We start from the raw sequence: 18,721 nt of genomic DNA on the forward strand, positions 1-18,721 counted from the left end.
AATTTTTAATTAAATTTTTAGAAAATAAAATTTAATTTATTAAAAGTTTTCTACCACTGTTTTAGCAATATTTCTCGTAATTTCAGTAGGTGAGTGGCAATCACAATTGCTGAATCCAATCACATAAATATCTTTACTCGGAATATAAACACCCATACTTTTAAAGCCAAAAATGCTTCCGCCGTGTTCTCTGTCTGGAATTCCATTAATCTCTTTAAGATGCCAACCGTAACCATAAGTAATTTCCTCCCCGGAATTTAATTGATATTTTTGAAAGGCTTTCTGAGATTCTTTCAAACTCAATAAAGTATTTTGATTTAAAGCATTTTGCCATTTCAGCATATCATCAACCGTTGACATTATGGAGCCGGACGAAAATGGAACGCTGAAATTAATGATCGTTTTATTTACATAGCCATGTTCTTTTTTGTGATAACCATACGCTCTTTTGGGAATGATCTGGCGGTCGGTCGCATAATAAGAATGTGTCATTACTGCTTTATCGAAAATATTTTTCTGAATGAATTTTTCGTAAGTATCTCCTGAAACGAGCTCGATAATATAGCCTAACAAAACATATCCTGAATTATTATAATCAAATTTTTCACCAGGAAGGAAATCTACAGGCTCGTTTTTGAAAAAATCGACCATCATTTCGGGTTTCATTTCTTTTTGAGCAATTGTGGAAATCGATTTCATTTGGGTAAAATCTTTAATTCCCGAAGTATTCGTTAACAGATGCTGAATCGTGATTTTATCTCCGTTAGGATAATTTTTTACATATTTTGAAACCGGATCGATTACCTTCAGTTTGTCTTGTTCCTCCAACTGTAAAATAGCAATGGCAGTGAATTGCTTGGTCATGGACCCGATTTGAAATATATTATCCGGAGTCATATCAACATTCAGTTCGAGATTGGCTTTTCCAAATGCTTTTTTATAAAGTGGTTTTCCCTTTAGAGTTACCATAAAAGCACCGCCCGGCGCATTTTTATCTTTAAATTCAGTTGAGATAATACTGTCAATTGTAGCTTCAACTTTTTTCGATAAGTTTTGACTAAAAAAGAAAGTTGCTGAAAATAAAAGTAGCGTAGATGAAAGTATCGTAAATTTTTTCAAAGCTTAGTTTTTAATTGTGATTGATGGAAATAAAAAATCCTTCAATTTCTTAAAGGATTGGTAGATATTTGTTATAAAATGTTACTTTTTATTTTCTCGCATCGCTCTGATTAACTGTTTGTTTCTCTTTTCTGCTCTTTCGTTGTTCAAAGATAAAGCTGCCCAAATCGCTGCAGGGACCCAACCGATCAACGTAATTTGTAAAATAAGACAAAGAATTCCCGTGAAAATTTTTCCGCGAACCATGAATGATAAAAAGGGTAATAAAATGGCTAATAACATGCTTTTTCGTTTTTAAAATATAAATTTTTAATGCGATTGAGGATCAAAATAAGCTTTAAAAGTCAGCGGATCTTCACTAAAATTTTCAGAAATCTCTAAATATTCATGATATTCTTCCGCATGCATTCCCAAATCGATCATAACAATGGCAAGATTGATATACAGATTTTTATCTTCCGAACCCAAATCTACTGCCATTTTTAGAACCGCCAAAGCATTTTCATTTTCACCAGAATCAGATAAAACAGCACCCAAATTGATTAAAGCAGAAGTATTTTGTGGTTCAATAGTCAGAATATCTTTTAATTCTGTCAGCATCAGTTCATTGATTTCATCCCAATAATCTTCGTTTTCCAATCTTTTGGCTTGAAGTTTTTTTATGTTTTCTAATCTTTTTGTTATCGAGTTCATCGTCTAAATTCCCGGATTGATTTTTTATTAAAGTACAAATTAATTCAAATTTTCCCAATCTTGTTTATCTATTTGAAATAAATCCATCACTTTTCCGGAATAACCAATTGATCTTTTAAAAGTCATTCCGTTTTTTAATGCTACTTTTTTTGAATTTTCATTTTCGGGAACAATAATGGAAACCAACCGATTATGAAAATTGTTTTCAAAAGCAAAATCTTTACATTTTGTAGCCGCTTCAATCGCAAAACCTTGACCCCGAAATTCAGGAAGAATAGAGTAAGCGATTTCCAATTCAAATTTATTTTCCACTTCGCGTACCAATAATCCGCATTGTCCGATCAATTGCTGAGTTTCTTTTGAAATCAGTACATTTTGTCCACCGAGATTATTTTCATACCGATGAAAAGTCCATTCAAACCATTTTTTACAACGCTCTTTTGGAGTTTTAAAATTTTCCATTCCGAGCATTTTGGTCGTATGTTCATCTTTAAGTAATTCAAGCCAATGATCAAAATCGGAATTTTCAAGTTTTCGAAAAAGAAGTCTTTCGGTTTCCTGATTGGTGAGAAGGTATTTCATAATTTAAAAGTACAATTTTTATCAATTACCTGAATTTCAAATCATACTTGCTTTTATCTAAAAATAACAACGGATTATCCATTTCAATCATTTCCTGAACAGCCTGTTGTTTATCTGAAGCATTTTCATAATAAGATTCGGCTATTTTACAACCCATTCTGTAACCCAGATCTCCAGGACGATTTTTGCTTGTGGAAGCATTGAAAAGCCAATTGCTAAGATCTTTTGTGCATAATTGATTCTTAATTTCCTGCCATAATTCTTTCTCGCGCTCTGTAGCATACTTTGCCGCGAGACTATTTACTTCCGACGGGCGATTCATCATCAGTTTTTCAGAAACGAAACTGGCAACTCCTTCCCGAATGATTTGATCTAGTAAAGTACAATCGCAGCTTTCTTTATCTCTTGTTTTTTGTTGAGTATGAATATATTCATGAGACACAGTCTCCTCAATAAAATCGGTTATTTCCTGGGAGTTTTTGCGGCTTAGAATATCTGATTTTAAATTTTCGTTCGTAATTTCAGAAACATCACAAGCTTCGTCTCCGGCAATCATTTCAGTACCTATTAGTAAGTAATTATTTGAAATAGTGCCACCTGTTGACATAGGTCCGACGGTAAAACATATTTTTGTAGGTTTTGCTTTGGAGTAAATATGCTTAAACTTAGCTGTTAGTTTTTCCAGATTGCTCATTTTACGCGGAAGTAAGGTGTTGTCCCTTACACTTTCATAATACTTGTGATATTTTTTAATTCTTTCCACAAAAAATTCTGCAGAAAAGTATCTTACTTTCTGAAACTCTTTTAATCCGTCGGTGGCTCTATCCAAATATTTTTTTTGAATAATATCTACACTATCCTGATGGTTTTTTGCTTTTTTAAGCTGATCATAAGCCTCCCAAAAATGTTGAATATCAACAGTCGTAATATTTTTTGAATTTTCTTCTTTAAGTTCTTTGGCTATCTTTCTACGTCTTGAAAGATCTGCTTTGCTTACAGTTGCAATATTAATTTTAACAAGTCCGTCGGAAATCGGTTTTTCGGAAACAGATTTTATGGTCAGTATATATGTTCTGTTTTCATCAGCTGTATATTCCATTTTATCATAACCGTTATTTCCATCGGCAAGATCGGTTGAAATAATTTGTTGATTCTGATCATCGAAAAGCAAAACTTCTACATCGATATTTTTTTGAAATACGCTTATAATGTAAGTCTTATTTTTCTTTAGACTAATCTTATAATGGAGCTCTTCTTGACCGTCAAAAGGAACAGTTTGATGATTTTCCGGAAATATTTGTTGACTGTATAAATTAGATAAACTTAAAAATAAGAAGAGGTTTAATAATTTTTTCATAAAACTGTTTCTTTAAAGACAACTTGGTGGGTGGATATGTTACATAGAATAGAAGTATTTTGATGCTTATCCGAAAGTAATTTCCGTTTATTTTCTATTAAATAAAAAACCATTAAGATCAAACTTAATGGTTTCAATGTTCTATTTTTGAAATTCTATCCAAACGCCCTTTTCAACAAACTCTCCACTTTCGGCTCGCTCCCTCTGAAACTCTTATACAGTTCCATCGGATCTTTTGTACCGCCGGAAGAAAGAAGAACTTTGTATTTTGCGGCAATTTCAGGATTGAAAATTCCGTTTTCCTTGAAATATTGGAAGGCGTCTGCATCCAGAACTTCCGCCCATTTGTAAGAATAATATCCCGCAGAATATCCACCCTGGAAAATATGTGAAAAACTCGGACTCATTGCTGTTTCAGGATTTGCAGGGTACAATTGCGTAGCTTTTGTATAATTATCCTCAAACTCTTTCACACTTTTATTCTCCAACTCTGCAACTTTAGTATGATAATTCATATCTAGCAGTCCAAAACCAAGCTGTCTCAACGTCTGATAACCTTCCATAAAGTTTTTCGACTGAGCGATTTTTTCAATTTTTTCATCTGGTAAAATTTCACCTGTTTTGTAATGTTTGGCGAATGTTTTTAAGAATTCCGGCTCATAGCAGAAATTTTCCAAAAACTGAGAAGGTAATTCCACAAAATCCCATTTCACAGAAGTTCCGGAAAGGGTAGGATATTGCGTATTCGCCAACATTCCGTGAAGGGCGTGACCAAATTCATGGAACAAAGTCGTCACTTCCTGAAACGTCAATAAACTCGGTGTATCTTTCGTCGGTTTACTGAAATTACAAACGATAGAAATATGCGGACGAGAATTTTCTCCGTCCTTTTGATACTGGCTTTTATAGCTCGTCATCCAAGCTCCCGCTCTTTTACCTTTTCTCGGAAAATAATCAACGTAAAGCAAAGCTTTGAAAGTTTTTTCAGGATTGACACTTCCATCTTCCAACTTCCCGCTTCCTGCCTCAAAAACTTCGTAAACTTTTACGTCTTCGTGATATTTCGGAATATCATTTCTTTCTTCAAAAGTTAATCCGAAAAGTTTGTTTGATAATCTGAAAACAGCATCCTGAACTTGCTCTAATGGAAAATAAGGTTTCAATTCTTCATCATTAAGATCATATTTTGCTTTACGAAGTTTTTCAGCATAAAAAGCGTGGTCGTAAGCTTGCATTTCTTCAATTCCGTCGGCTTTTGCTAAAGATTTTAATTCTTCGATTTCTTTATCTGCGTAAGGTTTTGCTTTAATTAAAAGTTCATTCAAAAAGTCGATCACTTTCGTTGGAGATTTTGCCATTCTCTCTTCCAGAACGTAATCTGCGTAATTCGTATAACCTAATAATTCTGCTTTTTGTTGCTTTAAGTTTAAAAGCTCTTTAATTAAGTTTTGATTATCAAATTCACCGCCATCGAAAGATTTTTTACCGTTTGCCAATGCAATTTCTTTTCTCAATTCACGGTTTTCAGCATATGTCATGAACGGAATATAGCTTGGATATTGCAAAGTCACGACCCAGCCTTCCAAATTTCTTTCTTTTGCTTCTTCGGCATATTGTTCCAAAATAGCTTCCGGAATTCCTGCCAAATCTTCTTTATTGGTGATATGTTTAAAGTAATTATTCGTTGAAGCTAACACGTTTTGTCCGAATTGAAGCGACTTTAAAGATAAATCCATACTGATTTTCTTCAATTTTTCTTTGTCTTCTTCATTTAATAATGCACCGCTTCTTACAAAACCTTTGTAAGTTTCATTCAAAAGCATTTGCTGTTCTTCGTTGAGGTTGTATTTTTCTTTTTCGTCGTAAACTTTTTTAATTTTATTGAATAATGCTTCATTTTGAGAAATTTTTGAAGAATATTCCGTTAAAATCGGCGAAACTTCCTGAGCAATTTGTTGTAATTCGTCGCTCGTTTCAGCAGAATTTAAATTGAAAAATATATTAGAAACCTTATCAAGCTGTTCTCCGGAATATGCCAAAGCTTCAATTACATTTTCAAAGGTAGGTTCTTCAGAATTGTTGACAATTGCGTCGATCTCTTCCTCTGATTTTTTAATTAATTCTTGAAAAGCGGGAAGATAATCTTCATTTTTAATAGAAGTGAACGGTGCGGAATGATATGGTGTATTAAAATTTTCTGTTAAAATATTCATTTTTCGTTTTTTAATTATTGTAAATGTAAGGAATCATAGTTGATTCGTGAGGTGATGGCGCAAAAATAATGCCCGACTGAAAAGTTGTGACAAAATTGTTTATCTTTAATAATCTTGTCATATGCGAAGTTGGAATATTGGGGGAATGGCTAATTTTGACAATAGGTTGTAAAGAACTTTGTCAAAGATTTAAACTTTGACAAAGTGGATTAGCTTTTAAAATTAAAATAAACCCTAAATATTTAAACTATGAAAACATTCTTAAAAATCATCGGAATAATTCTTTTCTTCATTATTGTATATGGTATTGTGGCAATGTTGGCTTTCGGTAAAACGTATCATTATGAAAAATCTGTCGTAATAAATGCACCTAAAGAAAAAGTGTGGCAACAGATAAGCTCAATGAAAGCTTTTAATGAATGGAATCCGTGGATGAAACTTGATCCTGCAATGAAAATTGACTACACCGGAAATCCTGGTCAAGTAGGCGATAAGTATTGCTGGGACAGTAAAAATGATGATGCCGGAGCTGGCTGCCAAGAAATCAAAGAATTGGTTGTAAATGAAAAACAAAAAACAGAAATGACTTTCAAGAGACCTTTCGAAGGACAGGCAACTTCGGATATTATTTTAACCACAGAAGGAAGTTCCACAAAAGTAACTTGGAGTATGGATACCGAACAGGAAACTTGGATGAAACTCATGCGACCAATGATGGATTACCAGATGGGAAAATCTTACGGCGAAGGTCTTGATAATCTTAAAAAACTTTCAGAAAAATAAAAACGGAAGCTTAGTGAAATTCACAGGGCTTTTCTATTTAAAATCAACATTATTTTATTACAATAGCAATGATGATGATTGCAATGCACACAAGTACATAATGAATATTCTTTACCAAAGAGTATGATGTCAAAGTATTAATAATAATCTATATTGAGGATAAGAATATCTACGTTTTACTATCTTTTATCGTTGAATGATCCATAGCCACCATTGCCTTTCGGGTTCGATCCGTATTCATTCGAACCATAATCACTATCCGCAATCATCATCCAAATAGGGTAAAACGGAATAAGCTGAAACCAGCCGCTATTTCCCAAATCGTGACATCTTTTTGCACCCTGAGCAAGCATAAAAAGCAATAGTATAAGCCTTAATAAGAATAAAATAATGTGTACTGCAAGATTGTCTGTCATTCCGTAGACGATTTGTAAAGGAATTCCGAAACATAGGTTGAGCATTATGGAAACGATATATTCTGAACGTTTTATTCTTCCATGAAAGGAAAATAGATTGGATTTCATCATTTTACTGTTTGTGTTTCTGCAAATATAAATATTATTTAAAAAATATTATCTTTATATAAAGATTCGATGTATGGAGAAGATTATATTTGAGAAAAATGACATAAGAAATTATGTAAAAAACGTGATTGCAGAAAAGATCGAAAAGCTAAAAAACTTTATCGAGTTCACCTTAGAAGCAAGTCGCGAAATCAAAAAAACTCCGAAATATGATAGTATGAGGGAAGAGATGCAGGAGGAAATTTACCAAATGCAAAGACAGCTCGCTGCGCTGCATGATTTGAGGAGAAATATGGCAAAAGTTTTAAATAATTCTACCGAAAGAGTTCAGTTGGGTTCTTTGGTAATTACCAATAAAGCCCGTTTTTATATCTCAGTTTCGTTGGGCGAATTCTTTTTTGAGGGTGACCGTTTTTACGCTATCTCTTCGGAAAGTCCGATGGCTAAAAAGATGATGGGCATGAAACCAGGCGATGAGTTTACATTAAATAAGATTCATCAGAAAATTGTTGAGGTTTTATAGTTATTTAGGAATTAGGAATTAGGAATTAGGAATTAGGAATTAGGAATTAGGAATTAGTTTGAAGATAAAACGCTCCAAAAATTCCCCTTCTTTGAAGGGGTGGTGAAAATTCAAAGAATTTTTACGGGGTAGATTGGTGAAGGTTTTTGCTTCTCTAATGATAAACATTCCTCAACTTATAAACAATAAAAAAGCAGTTCACATTGAACTGCTTTTTTGCATTTTATAATTCTTTTCTTAATCTCGCCACCGGAATATTTAATTGCTCACGATATTTAGCAATCGTTCTTCTCGCGATATTGTATCCCTGCTCTTTCAGAATCACAACAAGAGCATCATCGGTAAGAGGTTTTCTCTTATTTTCTTTGCTGATAACTTCCTGAAGGTGAGTTTTAATTTCTTTTGTTGAAACTTCCTCTCCGTCGTCATTCGTTAAACTATCTGAGAATAGATCTTTCAGATAAACAATTCCATTCGGTGTGTCGGCATATTTGCTTTTCACCACCCTCGAAATCGTCGAAATATCAAAACCTGTAATATCCGCAACATCTTTCAAAATCATCGGTTTCAAAGATTTTTCGTCACCTGTGATGAAATATTGTTTCTGGAATTTTACAATAGCAGTAATCGTCTGCAATAATGTATTCTGACGCTGATTGATCGCATCGATATACCATTTTGCTGCATCCAGTTTTTGCTTAATAAATAAGGCAGCCTGCTTATGCTCAGAAGAGTTTTTATCGTGAGAATAAGTCGTTAAAATATCCTTGTATTCTTCAGAAACTCTTAATGTCGGAGCATTTTTGCTATTTAACATAGGAATTACCTGTCCATCTTTCACCTGAATGACAAAATCCGGAATAATTTCCTGATTAATGGTAATCGTCTGTGTATCAAAATTCCCACCAACTTTTGGAGAAAGTTTTGAAATTTCATCTAAAGCATCTTTAAGATCTTCTTCTTCAATATCATATTTCTGAATAATCTTATTGTAATGCTTATTGGTAAGCGCATCAAATTGATGTCTTAAAATATTCGCAGCCAAAGAAACCGCTTTATCAGAACTTACCTTCTTTTCGATCTGTAAAAGAAGACACTCCTGCAAGCCTCTTGCTCCTACTCCGGGTGGATCTAGCTTTTGAACATAATTTTCAAGAATGTCATCCACTTTTTCTTTCGTGGTATAAATTCCTTGGGAGAATGCCAAATCGTCTACGATAGACTTGATTTCTCTTCTCAAATATCCGTCTGTATCAAGGTTTCCAATGATATATTCAGCGATTTTTACATCTTCGGAATTAATATTTACCAAATGAATTTGCTCCATAAGATAATCATATAATGACTGACCTTCGGTTAAAAGACTTTCATTATCAAATTCCTCATCATCCGGAGAATAGTTGCTGGAGGCTGTTTTGTAGCTTGGTTCGTCGTCGTAAAGATATTGGTCTACATCAAAATCAGTTTCAATGCTTTCTGTACCTTCACTTTCATACGAATCTTCCAATGAAGAATATTCATCATCCTTAGATTCTTCTTTTGCTATCTCTAAAGCAGGATTTTCTTCCAGCTCTCTCTCCAGTTCTTCTTCGAACTCCAATGTATGAAGCTGAATCAACTTCATCAGCTGAATTTGCTGGGGAGCTAATTTCTGTCCTAACTTAAGTTGTAAATGTTGTTTTAGCATATTACTATTTTGTGTTTTAACATAACATATTCTACGAATTTAGTCATTTTTTTAATATAAAATAATTTTTAGCACGATTTTTGATATACTTATAGTATAATAAACTTTTTAAATAAACAAAAAAAGCCTTTAATTGATTTTTAAAGGCTTTTTTGTGCTATAAATTTAAGTTCTCAGGATTTCTTCGATTATCCCAAAATGCAAGAACTTCAATAGCTTTATCATTAATTCTATAATAAAGGGAAAAATTTTTATCGATTAAGACAAACTTTACTCCCTCTATTTCTGATTGCGAACCAATGTGAGGATTTTGGGAAAGGAATTTTTTCTTTTTTCTCGACCTCCTCAATAAGTTTAAAAGAATATTTGTTTGATTTATTATGATGAATCCAATATTTAAGAATATCAAGATAATCAGACTCTGCTTGCTTTGACCAAATTAATCTAAACATTTTCGTGCTTTTTCAGAAACAGATTCGTTTGTAGAAAAATTCCCGTTTTCAATATCAGAAATTCCTTTCAAAATTTTCTCTTTCTGCCACTCAGTAAGGTTTTCTTCTTTGCTGATTTCAAAATTAATTTTTAATTCTTTCAAAAGAGCTTTTAATAAATTAATTTGATTTTCGTTTTCTGTATGTATTGTTATGGTACTCATTTGCATAATTTTAGGTAAAGTTAATAAAAAAAATCCTTCCCAATTGAATGAGAAGGATTTGTATAATGTATACTTAAAGTTTTTTAAAACTCTGCGTTTTTCGGCGTTCTTGGAAAAGGAATCACATCTCTGATGTTCGTCATACCTGTTACGAAAAGAACTAATCTTTCCAATCCTAAACCAAATCCTGCATGCGGCACAGAACCAAATTTTCTAGTGTCTAAATACCACCAAAGTTCGTGTTCATCAACGTGCATATCTGCCATTTTCTGTTTTAGTACATCCAATCTTGCTTCTCTTTCAGAACCACCGATAATTTCACCGATTCCTGGGAAAAGTACATCCATTGCAGCAACAGTTTTGTTGTCGTCGTTCAGTTTCATGTAGAATGCTTTGATTTCTTTTGGATAATCAAATAAAACTACCGGACTTTCGAAATGTTTTTCAACCAAATATCTCTCGTGCTCAGATTGAAGATCGGTTCCCCAATTTTCAACCGGGTACTGGAATTTACCTTTTTTATTCTCTTTAGAGTTCAATAAAATCTCAATCGCTTCTGTGTAAGAAACTCTCATGAAACGTTTAGCAACAACATTTTTCAGCTTTTCAATCAAACCTTCTTTAGCTCTGTCTTTTTCAGGCTTCGATTTTTGCTCTTCTTCAAAACGTTTGTCTAAAAATTCCAAATCATCTTTACAGTTATCCAAAACATATTGAATCACATATTTTAAGAAATCTTCCGCAAGGTCGATGTTATCTTCAAGGTTATTGAAAGCAACTTCCGGCTCAATCATCCAGAATTCCGCCAAGTGACGTGTTGTGTTAGAGTTTTCTGCACGGAAAGTAGGTCCGAAAGTATAAATTCTTCCCAATCCCATTGCTGCAGTTTCTCCTTCCAACTGTCCGGAAACCGTTAAGTTGGTCTTTTTACCGAAGAAATCCTGAGCAAAATCAATCTCACCGTCTTCTCCTCTCGGAATATTGTTTAAATCGAAGTTCGTTACTCCAAACATTTCTCCAGCTCCTTCCGCATCTGCTCCCGTGATGACAGGTGTGTTGATGTAAAAAAACTGGTTTTGGTTGAAGAAAGAATGCACCGCAAAACTCACTGCATGACGCACTCTGAAAACTGCTCCAAATAAATTGGTTCTGAATCTTAAATGCGCTTGATCTCTCAATGTTTCCAAAGAGTGTTTTTTAGGCTGAAGAATCGTTTTATCTCTATCTTCTGTAAAATTATCTCCTAAAACTGTAATTTTTTTAGCTACAATTTCAACGGCTTGTCCGGCTCCTTGGCTTTCTACAACTTCACCCACAATCTTCAAAGAAGACGCTGTACTGATTTTATTAATAATTTCTTCGTCGAAATTTTCGAAATCAACAACTATTTGCAAATTATTAATCGTAGAACCATCATTAAGCGCTATGAAGCGATTTGCACGGAACGTTCTTACCCAACCGTAAACCGTAATGTCATGATGTAATACTTTCTTGTAATCCTGTAGGATTTCCTTAATGGTCTGCTTTTTCATTTGTTGATTAAAATTTTCTATAAAAATTAATGAGTGCAAAGTTACAAAAAAACAGCGCAACTTGATTATGGCGCTGTCTTTTAATATGATTTAATATAAATAATAATTATTCCAAACAATCTGGTATACTATTATTATTTACATCAGAATTACAATTCGATGAATAATCTTCACTTACACAATTATTAATATTAAAATCCAAGAAAGGTCTATCAAATTCACTAGATACATCTGTAGCTATATTATTTTTAAAAACATGCTGAGCCTGTATTGAGATGTCACCTACTTTGGTTTGATCATTAACAAATATACCAATAGCAGGAGAAACATTTTGATTTGCCGGAATAATTCTCACGGGTAAAATTATTGTTGCATCCCCTCTTTTCGCTATCGAATAAACATGCCTATCGTATGGCACAACATCTGTAGCAGTAGCATAATACTTGTATCTGGAACCATTTACACAATTTTCGTAAGGAAAAACAACTGCATAAACTATTGGTAATTCTTCGGAGGTTGATTTGCTTAAAGTTTTATTTTTTTTAGATAATGCAGATTGATTTTCAGATTGCATTTCATCACTGCTTCCACTACAGCTTAAAAGAAATAATAAAACTGCGAAATAGTTTAAAATTTGAATTCTCTTCATGATTAAATATTTTTTAAATTTAGATAGAGCTAATATATCACAAATAACAGATTTAATCAATTAAAAAATAAATTTTTCTTACGCTGTTTTCCCTTGCTAATTTTCCACGCATGATAACAACTTGGGACATCATATTGCCATTTCGGAAGAATCAGAATAATTAAAATAACATCAATATGAGCGATCAATCCTAATACAATGGTGAGATAAAAAGCCCAATTTGTCTGTTGAAATCCAATTAAATAGGTAAAAGTAATCAGCAAACTCAATCCCCACATTTTTGATAAAAAAGCATGTGTACAGGTTTCCTTACCGAATTTCCAGATGCTTATAATGTAGCAAAGAGCTTCCATTACGAAGATTAAAACAATTCCTGGCCATTCGTTTTTAATTAATCCCAGATTGAGAAAGTAAGAAGCAAATCCCAATGAAAGCCAAAATATCAAATCGGTTTGGCTATCTAATCTTCTTAATTTTTCAGAAGAAGCGCCGACTTTTCGGGCGATAATTCCATCAAAAATATCTGTTAATAGTCCGAAATACATCAATCCTAAAATTAAAAATCGGGATTCTTCTCCTTTAAAATAAGCTAATGATAAAATAATCGGAGCCAAGATAAATCTTGTGGCGATTAATATATAAGGTATTGTTTTCATGGTTTTATATTTTTTTGGGAATAATCATTATTGAATTCTTTTATACTTTTCAACATAATTAATAGTGTAACCTGCCCACATTATAAACAAAGCCGCACCACTGTTATCATAATAATCCTGGATCAAAAGATTTTTCTGATCTGTAAGACCAATTCTGCTTTGGAAGCTTCGACATCCACCCAATAAAAAAGGAATTCCGTGGCATTTTGAGGTGTAATTGCTTAGTGTAAGCAATCCGTTTTTAAGCGTTCCATTATATGTAAAGGAATATTTTACGGAGTCATTCTTCAATAGTTTAAACTCTAATTCATACTTTTTCTTTTTATTTAATGCTTTTGACTTGATTACAACTTTATCGCAATCAACAATTTTAGAATTTTTCAGATCCATCATTCCTGCAAAATCTCTCGTTTTATCAGATCTTTGATTTCCTGCATTAATATGCTCATATCCTTTAAATTCATATTCTCCATCAATCAACGAAACACCTTCTTTGGTAATTATTGATAAATCATTTTTAATCATTTTCCTGCTGAAAGTAGCACACGAATTAAGCATTAAAACAAATATTGAAAACATAACTTTTTCATAGCTCATTATTTTAAAATTACACTTCAAAATTATCTGCGAAAAGCACAAATCCGAATGCGAAAAAAAATTAAAATAATTGCCTAAATTTGTGAAAATCACAAAACAATGCATCAGGAACGTTTGCTTAAAGAAATTCGAAAAAAAATTGGCGACAAATCGCTGAATGACGAGATTGCGAATATTCTCAATATAAGCTATGATGCGGCACACAGAAGAACTTCCCTGAAAGCAAAATTCAGTTTTGAAGAAGCCTTGGAACTGGCAACATATTATCAGATTTCTTTGGATCAGTTGATGACTTCAGATCATCAGATTTTAGTCAGAAAAACGTCTGCGGTAACTCAGACAGAAGATTTGCTGTCTTTTTTTCAGAATAATTTGAATGTTTTTGAAAACCTTCCGCTTTCTGATGAAATGACGATTTATTATTCCGCGAAAGATATTCCGTTTTTTTATACGCTTTCAGATACTTTACTTTCTCGTTTTAAAATTTATGTCTGGATGAATTTGTTGAATGCTAAACAGGTTTTCGTTCCTTTCATACAGTTTTCACAACCTCAATTTGAAGCCGATACGCAAGAATTAAGAAAGAAATATGAAGAACAAAATGTCGCTGAATTGTGGAATGACATGACTGTTTCAAGCATTCTGCAACAGATTTTATTTTATTATGAAACGGGACTTTTAAAGAAAAATGAAGCTGAAATTATTTTAAGTGAATTGAAAGATTTAATAGAATATATTGAGCAAAAGACAGAAAATAATCCGAAGTTTCATTTGTATGAAAATGAATTGATGCACCTTTCCAACGACATCTTTTTTCATCATCCGCAACAGTCGCTTTTTGCATTGCCTACAAATATGTTTGGTTATATTTTAATTAATGATGCTAAAACTTGCCTTGAAACCTTGAATTATTTTGAACATCAAATCAAAAATTCAAAATCACTAAACACCTCCGGAAATCGAGACAGAAAAATATTTTTCAATAAAATGTATCAGCAAATAGTAAATTTAAATCAAAAACTTTAATATGAAAAATCTTCGTAATGGTGAATTTTTCGGACAAACCAACGAAATCCTCAATTTCGATGGATTAACTATTACGGATACAGAATATACGCATGATTTTGTGGATTGGCATTATCATGAAAACCCATATTTCACCTTTCTATTACAGGGAAATATGAAGGAAGGGAATAAAAAGGAAATCTACGATTGTTCGGCGGGAACGCTACTTTATCATCATTGGGAAGATGCGCATTACAATATAAAACCTGACATTTTTACACGAGGTTTTCACATTAATATTACAGAAGAATGGTTTGAAAAATTTCAACTTTCAAAAAATCAGGTTGAAGGAAGTTTTAATATTAAAAATCCTGCAGTCAAATTATTAATGTATAAGATTTTTAAGGAAACAAAACTGAATGATAATTCTTTTAATCTGTCTGTTCATCAACTTTTGCTTCATCTTTTTGATCAATTATCTAATCAGAAAAAAGATTTAGAAAAGAACCCGACTTGGGCTAAACAAATTGATGAAATTCTTCATGAAAATTTTACAGACAAACTAAATTTAAGCGATCTTGCAAAAGCTTTGGATATTCATCCGATACATTTGAGTAGGGATTTTCATAAATATTTTCAATATAATTTAGGCGAATATTTAAGAAAATTAAAAGTCGAAAAATCACTGAATATTATAAATGATTTTGAATCATTATCGGAAGTTGCTTTAGAATGTGGCTTTTCAGATCAAAGTCATTTTATTCGTTGTTTTAAGGAAAATATGGGGATTACACCTTTGAAATATCGGCAGATTTTGAAATAACTTTCATCCATAATTTTAAAACAGCAACTTTGTTAGCAACAACTATAATACAAAGAAAGTTCAAATGTTAATTTCATTCTATTTTTTCTAAAAACTGATTTATATTTTTGTTGACATAAAATTTGCCATGAAAAACATCTTCTTATTTGTTCTGATTCTTGCTTCCAGTTTGTCTTTTGGACAAATTCAAAATATTGTTGAGCCTGAGAAAATCGAAAATCAGTTTCAGAAAAATCATTTGAATACGATTGTTTTTTCAGACAAAGTTGTTTCTTTTGAAAATATGAAGGAAACTGATTTTCTAAAGTCAATAACATTTCAGGAAGATAAAGACTTTGATGTTCGGATTTTTATGGATAATTCTCTGGTCAATTATTTACATCAGCTTGATCCTTCTTTATCCGTTGAAGAGTTAATTAAAAAAGGAAATTATCAATTCAGTTTCTTTGTTGACGGAAAATTAATTTATATAGAAAACTTAAATCTAGGAGCTGGAACTGCAGATCAGAAAAAGTTTAAAACAAGCTTCAGAATTCCTTTTCTCAGTTCAAAAAACGAAGATTCTTGGGGAAAATATCTGTGGATGAGATTCTACTTTGCCAATGGCGGAATTGATGCGTTGGAAACAGGAAATCATTTATTAAAAATTGAAATTAAACCATATTTAAAAACTTCAACCTTGAAAGTTGGAAAAACAATCGCGCAAGGAGAAATTCAATTAAATATTCCGAAAAAGAATGTTTCCGAAGACCAGATTGCTATTCAGAAAATAAAACCAAACAATGGCTGGAAAGTTTCTGAAGACAAATTCAATCAGGAAAAAATCAGACTTTTAAATAAAAAAATAGCAGAAAATAGGTTTCGTGATATTACAGGAATTGTGGTGATTAAAAATAAAAAACTGTTATTGGAAGAATATTTTAACGGCTATAAAAGAGATAGCTTGAATGATACACGTTCTGTTGGAAAATCTTTTGCATCCGCATTCATGGGAATCGCCATAAAAGATGGATATATTAAAAGTGAAAATCAAAGTCTAAAAGATTTTTATGATGTAAAGAAATTCAAGAATTATTCTTCTAAAAAAGACAGCGTAACCATTAAAAGTTTATTGACGATGAGTTCTGCTTTTAATGGAAATGATGAAGATTATGAATCTCCCGGAAACGAAGAAAATATGTATCCGACGAATAATTGGGTAAAATTCACTTTAGATCTCCCCATGACAGAAAATAAAATGGGAAAAAACTGGAATTATTTCACCGCCGGAGTGGTTTTGACAGGTGATATTTTAGATAAATCTGTTCCGACCGGATTGAAAGATTATGCAGATAAAAAACTATTTCAACCTCTTGGAATAAAGAATTACCAATGGCAATTTACCCCTCAGCAAAAACCATCTTTGGCAGGAGGATTAAGAATGAAAGCATTGGATTTCGCAAAATTCGGACAACTTTACAAAAACAATGGAACTTGGGATGGAAATCAAATTTTAGATAAAAACTGGATCAAAAAATCATTTACCAATTATTTTGCTGATAACAAAGACTTTGAAGGTTACGGATATTTATTCTGGCGAAAAGTTTACAAAGTTGGATACAAAAATTTTGAATCCTATCAATCCAGCGGAAACGGCGGAAATAAAATCATTATTTTCAAAGAAATTCCTTTAGTGATCGTCATTACGGCAAAAGCATATAATAAGCCTTATGCACATTCTCAGGTTGATAAAATAGTACAGGAATATTTATTACCCGCGGTTTATGAGTAATAAGTAATGAGCAATAAAATATTGTGAATATGTAAATAATCAAAAGTAAATTTTTCTTCTACCACTAAAAGAATTATTCGTCTTTCTTAGAAGGAACTAGAAAAACATCAATAAGACCTTCCGGAAGTTGCATTTTGATCGTTCTTTCTTCACGATCCACTTCAATAATCCAGTCTTTGATCATAGGAATTACCACTTCTTTTCCATCTAAATTTGTAATGAAATAAACTTGCGCCGTCTGATCATTTACCGAGCGGATGACACCACAGTTGTTATCATTTTCATCCAAAATTTCAAATCCGATAATTTCGTGGTAATAAAATTGTTTGCCTGTTAGTTTTGGAAGAGAAGTCAATGGTAAATACACATTTTTACCCAAAGATTGGTCTACCAATGCTTCCGAAGAATTTTTAAAGGCAATATTCAGAGCGTCTAATTTGCTCCAGGCTGATTTAGCAATAAAAAAAGGAACCAATAATCCGTTGATTTCAACGAATATTGATTCCAGTTTATTGTAAAGCTCGGGTTGATCGGTATCCAATTTAAGGATAACATTTCCCGCAAGTCCATGTCTGCGTGTGATTTTTCCTAATAAATAGCAATCTTCTTTACGCATACAGGTTTGTCTTAAGCTTCAGTGTTTTCTTCTGTAGATTCAGCAGCAGCTTCTCCTTCTGTAGCAGCTTCTTCAGCAGGTGCATTAGCAGCCTCTTCAGCAGCTTTAGCATCAGCGATAGCCTGTGCAGCAGCAGCAACTCTAGCTTCGTTTACTTTAGCTTCAGCTTCCAAAGCAGCTTTCTTAGCATCAGACTTAGCAGTAGCCAAACCTTCTACTTTACCTTGTACTTTAGCATCTTTAGCTTCTACCCAAGCAGCAAATCTTTTTTCAGCTTCAGCCTCATCAAAAGCTCCTTTAGCAACACCACCTTGTAAGTGTTTTTTGTAAAGTGCACCTTTGTAAGAAAGAATAGCTCTTGCAGTATCAGTTGGCTGAGCTCCGTTGTTTAACCACTTTACAGCAGAATCAACGTTTAAGTCGATCGTTGCAGGGTTAGTGATTGGGTTGTAAGTTCCTAGTTTCTCGATGAATCTACCATCTCTTCTAGATCTAGAATCTGCAACTACGATGTGGAAAAAAGGTCTCCCTTTAGATCCGTGTCTTTGTAATCTGATTTTTACTGACATAATGTTGTGAATTTTATGGGAACTCGTCCCAGTTAAATATTTAAGAGTGCAAAGATAGTAAAAAAGTTGGAAGTAAAAAGCCCTCTGTAAAAAGTTTTATCAATTCAAATAATTTTTCAGGAGCCGAGAACCTGCTCTCGCTACTCGCTTTTTTCTTTTGCAAAGAAAAAGAGCTCAAACAGGCCGCTCGATGGTAAGTTTGCAAAGAGAAAAAAATAAGTATAGCTTAGTTAAAAAAAATAACCTAAAGAGTAAAAGCAGCAGGATAAAGACCGACGCTCGTTTGATACCAAGATATCGCCCCTGATTTTAGTCCCCTGCTGCTGTTTTCTTCCAAATCCGGATAGAACGTTGTTTGACTAAAACT

General features: G+C 32.9%; 20 protein-coding genes. 5 read left to right on the forward strand and 15 right to left on the reverse strand.

Going from position 1 to position 18,721, the window contains the following annotated elements:
- Window positions 1-39: 39 nt before the first annotated feature.
- The 6 genes from ABEG63_RS02750 to ABEG63_RS02775 all read right to left on the reverse strand — a co-directional run bounded on the left by ABEG63_RS02750 (window position 40) and on the right by ABEG63_RS02775 (window position 5,964).
- On the reverse strand, window positions 40-1,119 hold the full coding sequence (locus ABEG63_RS02750; RefSeq protein ID WP_346582787.1) for a serine hydrolase domain-containing protein: 1,080 nt from the start codon (window positions 1,117-1,119) through the stop codon (window positions 40-42).
- An 81-nt stretch (window positions 1,120-1,200) separates the two neighbouring features.
- Entirely contained in the window at window positions 1,201-1,401 is a 201-nt protein-coding gene (locus ABEG63_RS02755; protein WP_346582789.1) for a YqaE/Pmp3 family membrane protein, read from the reverse strand.
- Between the two features lie 27 nt (window positions 1,402-1,428).
- Window positions 1,429-1,812 (reverse strand): hypothetical protein, encoded by a 384-nt coding sequence (locus ABEG63_RS02760; RefSeq protein ID WP_346582791.1) that lies wholly within the window; start codon window positions 1,810-1,812, stop codon window positions 1,429-1,431.
- Window positions 1,813-1,851: 39 nt separating this feature from the next.
- The gene (locus ABEG63_RS02765) at window positions 1,852-2,394 is read right to left on the reverse strand and encodes a GNAT family N-acetyltransferase (protein ID WP_346582793.1); all 543 of its coding nucleotides are present in this window, start codon (window positions 2,392-2,394) and stop codon (window positions 1,852-1,854) included.
- 25 nt (window positions 2,395-2,419) lie between these two features.
- Window positions 2,420-3,751 (reverse strand): DUF2268 domain-containing putative Zn-dependent protease, encoded by a 1,332-nt coding sequence (locus ABEG63_RS02770; protein ID WP_346582794.1) that lies wholly within the window; start codon window positions 3,749-3,751, stop codon window positions 2,420-2,422.
- A gap of 155 nt (window positions 3,752-3,906) precedes the next feature.
- Entirely contained in the window at window positions 3,907-5,964 is a 2,058-nt protein-coding gene (locus tag ABEG63_RS02775) for a M3 family metallopeptidase (RefSeq protein ID WP_346582796.1), read from the reverse strand.
- A 249-nt stretch (window positions 5,965-6,213) separates the two neighbouring features.
- On the opposite strand from ABEG63_RS02775, the gene ABEG63_RS02780 reads away from it, so the two are divergent.
- The gene (locus ABEG63_RS02780; protein ID WP_346582797.1) at window positions 6,214-6,747 is read left to right on the forward strand and encodes an SRPBCC family protein; all 534 of its coding nucleotides are present in this window, start codon (window positions 6,214-6,216) and stop codon (window positions 6,745-6,747) included.
- Between the two features lie 179 nt (window positions 6,748-6,926).
- Here the strand turns inward: ABEG63_RS02780 and ABEG63_RS02785 are convergent, their stop codons facing one another.
- The gene (locus ABEG63_RS02785; protein WP_346582799.1) at window positions 6,927-7,271 is read right to left on the reverse strand and encodes a DUF805 domain-containing protein; all 345 of its coding nucleotides are present in this window, start codon (window positions 7,269-7,271) and stop codon (window positions 6,927-6,929) included.
- Between the two features lie 73 nt (window positions 7,272-7,344).
- On the opposite strand from ABEG63_RS02785, the gene ABEG63_RS02790 reads away from it, so the two are divergent.
- Window positions 7,345-7,794: a hypothetical protein gene (locus ABEG63_RS02790; protein ID WP_346582800.1), complete on the forward strand. Its 450-nt coding sequence runs from the start codon at window positions 7,345-7,347 to the stop codon at window positions 7,792-7,794.
- A 223-nt stretch (window positions 7,795-8,017) separates the two neighbouring features.
- On the opposite strand, the gene rpoN is transcribed toward ABEG63_RS02790, so the two are convergent.
- From rpoN to ABEG63_RS02820, 6 genes are all read right to left on the reverse strand, one after another.
- Complete coding sequence (rpoN, locus tag ABEG63_RS02795; RefSeq protein ID WP_267401795.1) at window positions 8,018-9,481, reverse strand: RNA polymerase factor sigma-54; 1,464 nt, start codon at window positions 9,479-9,481, stop codon at window positions 8,018-8,020.
- Between the two features lie 439 nt (window positions 9,482-9,920).
- Window positions 9,921-10,136 (reverse strand): DUF2683 family protein, encoded by a 216-nt coding sequence (locus tag ABEG63_RS02800; RefSeq protein ID WP_346582801.1) that lies wholly within the window; start codon window positions 10,134-10,136, stop codon window positions 9,921-9,923.
- Window positions 10,137-10,219: 83 nt separating this feature from the next.
- Entirely contained in the window at window positions 10,220-11,668 is a 1,449-nt protein-coding gene (gene asnS / locus ABEG63_RS02805; protein ID WP_346582803.1) for an asparagine--tRNA ligase, read from the reverse strand.
- Window positions 11,669-11,774: 106 nt separating this feature from the next.
- Window positions 11,775-12,317 (reverse strand): hypothetical protein, encoded by a 543-nt coding sequence (locus tag ABEG63_RS02810; protein ID WP_346582805.1) that lies wholly within the window; start codon window positions 12,315-12,317, stop codon window positions 11,775-11,777.
- Between the two features lie 56 nt (window positions 12,318-12,373).
- Window positions 12,374-12,973, reverse strand: a complete 600-nt coding sequence (locus ABEG63_RS02815) for a CDP-alcohol phosphatidyltransferase family protein (protein ID WP_346582807.1) — start codon at window positions 12,971-12,973, stop codon at window positions 12,374-12,376.
- 27 nt (window positions 12,974-13,000) lie between these two features.
- Window positions 13,001-13,552 carry a hypothetical protein gene (locus tag ABEG63_RS02820; RefSeq protein WP_346582809.1) on the reverse strand — a complete coding sequence of 184 codons (552 nt, stop codon included), beginning with the start codon at window positions 13,550-13,552 and terminating at the stop codon, window positions 13,001-13,003.
- A 117-nt stretch (window positions 13,553-13,669) separates the two neighbouring features.
- Here ABEG63_RS02820 and ABEG63_RS02825 point away from each other — a divergent pair, with 117 nt between their 5' ends.
- The 3 genes from ABEG63_RS02825 to ABEG63_RS02835 all read left to right on the forward strand — a co-directional run bounded on the left by ABEG63_RS02825 (window position 13,670) and on the right by ABEG63_RS02835 (window position 17,169).
- Window positions 13,670-14,596, forward strand: coding sequence for an XRE family transcriptional regulator (locus ABEG63_RS02825; protein ID WP_346582811.1), 927 nt, complete (start codon window positions 13,670-13,672; stop codon window positions 14,594-14,596).
- 1 nt (window position 14,597) lies between these two features.
- A complete protein-coding gene (locus tag ABEG63_RS02830; protein ID WP_346582813.1) occupies window positions 14,598-15,398 on the forward strand; it encodes a helix-turn-helix transcriptional regulator in 801 nt (266 codons plus the stop codon).
- A 127-nt stretch (window positions 15,399-15,525) separates the two neighbouring features.
- Window positions 15,526-17,169 carry a serine hydrolase gene (locus tag ABEG63_RS02835; protein WP_346582815.1) on the forward strand — a complete coding sequence of 548 codons (1,644 nt, stop codon included), beginning with the start codon at window positions 15,526-15,528 and terminating at the stop codon, window positions 17,167-17,169.
- A 73-nt stretch (window positions 17,170-17,242) separates the two neighbouring features.
- On the opposite strand, the gene rimM is transcribed toward ABEG63_RS02835, so the two are convergent.
- Window positions 17,243-17,785, reverse strand: a complete 543-nt coding sequence (gene rimM / locus ABEG63_RS02840) for a ribosome maturation factor RimM (protein WP_267401785.1) — start codon at window positions 17,783-17,785, stop codon at window positions 17,243-17,245.
- A gap of 11 nt (window positions 17,786-17,796) precedes the next feature.
- On the reverse strand, window positions 17,797-18,354 hold the full coding sequence (locus ABEG63_RS02845) for a 30S ribosomal protein S16 (protein ID WP_312390545.1): 558 nt from the start codon (window positions 18,352-18,354) through the stop codon (window positions 17,797-17,799).
- Window positions 18,355-18,721: the final 367 nt, after the last annotated feature.

The organism is Chryseobacterium sp. C39-AII1, from assembly GCF_039672645.1.
In the GTDB taxonomy this organism is placed as follows: Bacteria; Bacteroidota; Bacteroidia; order Flavobacteriales; family Weeksellaceae; genus Chryseobacterium.